Source organism: Streptomyces prasinopilosus, assembly GCF_001419695.1.
In the GTDB taxonomy this organism is placed as follows: domain Bacteria; phylum Actinomycetota; class Actinomycetes; order Streptomycetales; family Streptomycetaceae; genus Streptomyces; species Streptomyces prasinopilosus.
Map to the genome: position 1 here is coordinate 1 of NZ_LIRG01000929.1, position 2,599 is coordinate 2,599.

Annotated in this window: 2 protein-coding genes; both read left to right on the forward strand. The window is 78.2% G+C overall.

Annotation, left to right across the window (positions count from 1 at the left end; genetic code table 11):
* On the forward strand, window positions 1-1,123 hold a 1,123-nt coding region (locus tag AOK18_RS28660), incomplete at its 5' end, for an FGGY family carbohydrate kinase (protein WP_055696207.1).
* A 97-nt stretch (window positions 1,124-1,220) separates the two neighbouring features.
* On the forward strand, window positions 1,221-2,459 hold the full coding sequence (locus AOK18_RS28665; RefSeq protein ID WP_055696208.1) for an ROK family transcriptional regulator: 1,239 nt from the start codon (window positions 1,221-1,223) through the stop codon (window positions 2,457-2,459).
* The last annotated feature ends 140 nt before the right edge of the window (window positions 2,460-2,599 follow it).

Below are 2,599 nucleotides of genomic sequence, written 5' to 3' on the forward strand. Positions count from 1 at the left end.
GGCGCACCGGCTGACCGAGGAGCTGGGCGGCACGAAGTTCTGGGCCGAGCGCACCGGAAGCGTGCCGGCCGCCTCCTTCACGGTCACCAAGTGGGCCTGGCTGGCGGAGCACGAGCCGGAGGCGGTCCGCGCCGCCAGGGCCGTCCGCCTCCCCCACGACTACCTGACCGAGCGGCTCACCGGGCAGGGCACGACCGACCGCGGCGACGCCTCCGGCACCGGCTGGTGGGCCTCCGGGACCGAGGCGTACGACGAGGAGATCCTCGCGCACGTGGGGCTGGACCCGGCGCTGCTCCCCCGCGTCGTGCGTCCCGGCGAGGTGGCCGGGACGGTGCGCGAGAGCCACGACCTGCCGTTCTCCAAGGGCACCCTGGTGGCGTGCGGCACCGGGGACAACGCGGCCGCCGCGCTCGGCCTGGGCATACGGCCCGGTACGCCGGTGATGAGCCTCGGCACCTCCGGCACGGTGTACGCGGTGTCGCGGCGGCGGCCCGCCGACCCGACCGGCACCGTGGCGGGCTTCGCCGACGCGCGCGGCGACTGGCTGCCGCTCGCCTGCACGCTCAACTGCACGCTCGCCGTGGACCGGGTCGCGACGCTGCTGGGCCTGGACCGCGAGGCCGTCCAGCCGGGCGACGGCGTCACCCTCCTGCCCTTCCTGGACGGCGAGCGCACCCCGAACCTTCCGCACGCGTCCGGCCTGCTGCACGGGCTGCGCCACGACACGACCGGTGGCCAGCTGCTCCAGGCCGCCTACGACGGTGCCGTGCACTCGCTGCTGGGCGCGCTGGACCGCGTGCTCGACGAGGACGCGGACCCGTCCGCGCCCCTGCTGCTGATCGGCGGCGGCGCGCGGGGAGCTGCCTGGCAGCGGACCGTGCGGCGGCTGTCGGGACGCCCCGTGCAGGTGCCCGAGGCGCGGGAGCTGGTCGCCCTGGGGGCGGCGGCGCAGGCGGCCGGTCTGCTCACCGGAGAGGACCCGGCCGCGGTCGCCCGCCGCTGGGACACGGCCGCGGGGCCGGTGCTGGAGGCGGTGGAGCGGGACGAGGAGACGCTGGCCAGGATCGCCGGGGTACTCTCCGACGCGGCCCCGCTCCTGGAGCGCGGCACGGACACCGCCTGACGGCCGAGAACCGCTTCGGGGCCGGTTCGGGACCGGTCACGGCCGATTCGGAACCGGCCCGGGAGCGACCCGGCCCCGACCGAGGACTGACGGAGGCATGAGCGCACCGCTGCACGAGGCCCGCCCGGCCGGCCCGGGGCGGGCGCTGCCCTCGGCCGGTCCGGAGCGACGCATGTCGCCCGACACCCAGCAGGGCATGCGCCGCCGCAATCTCTCGCGGGTGATGCACACCGTCAGCGCCGAGGGCCCGCTGTCCCGGGCCGCCGTCGCCTCGCGCATCGGCCTGACCAGGGCGGCGGTGTCCACCCTGGTGGACGAACTCGTCCGCTCGGGCCTGCTGGAGGAACTGGGCCCCGAGCGGCCCGGGCGCGTGGGCCGGCCCGGCTCGGCCCTCGCCGTCAGCGGGGGCGGCCCGGCCGGGATCGGCGCCGAGGTCGGCGTCGACCACCTCGCGGTCTGCGCGGTCGACCTGCGCGGGGAGGTCCGGACGCGGGCCGTGCGCCACGTCCCGAACCGCGGCCGCTCCCCGGGGAGCGTGAGCGAGGACCTGACCGCACTGCTGCTCCGGGTGGTCGGCGCCGTCGAGGACGAGGGGCTGTGGCCGGCCGGGCTGACCGTGGCCGTACCGGGCCTGGTGGCCCGCGACGCCCGGACCGTCGTCCGCGCGCCGAACCTGGGCTGGCACGACACCGACCTCGGCGCCCTGCTCCCGGCACGGTTCCCGCTGACCGTGGCCAACGAGGCCAACTGCGGCGCGCTGGCCGAACTCTGGCTCGGCGAGGACACCCCGCGCGACTTCCTCCACGTGTCGGCCGAGATCGGCATCGGCGCCGCGGCCGTCGTGGAGGGGCGGCTGCTGCTCGGGAACCGGGGCTTCGCGGGCGAGCTGGGCCACGTGCCGGTCCGGCCCGACGGCCCCGAGTGCGCGTGCGGCGGCCGCGGCTGCCTGGAGCAGTACGCCGGCGAGGAGGCCGTGCTGCGCGCCGCCGGCCTGGAGCCCGGCGAGGACCGCGTGGGCCTGCTCGCGGGCCGCGCCGAGCGGGGCGACCGGGCCGTACGACGTGCCCTGCACGACGCGGGAACGGCCCTGGGCATCGCGCTGACCGGGGCGGTCAATCTCCTGGACCCCGGAGGCGTCGTCCTGGGCGGCGCCCTGTCCGGGCTCGCCCCCTGGCTGCTGCCGTCGCTCCGCTCGGAGCTGGCCCGGCGCACGGCGGGCCCGGCCTGCCCCGTCTCGGTGTCCGCCCTGGGCTCCGAGGGCCCCCTGCTGGGCGCGGCCCACTCGGTGGTCCGGGGAGTCCTGGACGACCCGGCGTCCGTCGCCGAACGGGCCTGAGGCGAGCCGTCCGGGCGGCCCCGGCCGCCCGGTCCGCCGCGGGACGCGGTGAGCGGTGGCGGGGAAGAGCCGGGGTCAGTGGCAGGGAGTGCCGGCGGCCCAGGGGTGTGGCTGCCGTTTGCCGCCGGCACTCCCTGCCA

What these genes read in the sequence shown, in the direction of transcription:
- AOK18_RS28665 (WP_055696208.1), top strand. Translation starts at nt 1,221, where the DNA reads ATGAGCGCACCGCTGCACGAGGCCCGCCCGGCCGGCCCGGGGCGGGCG.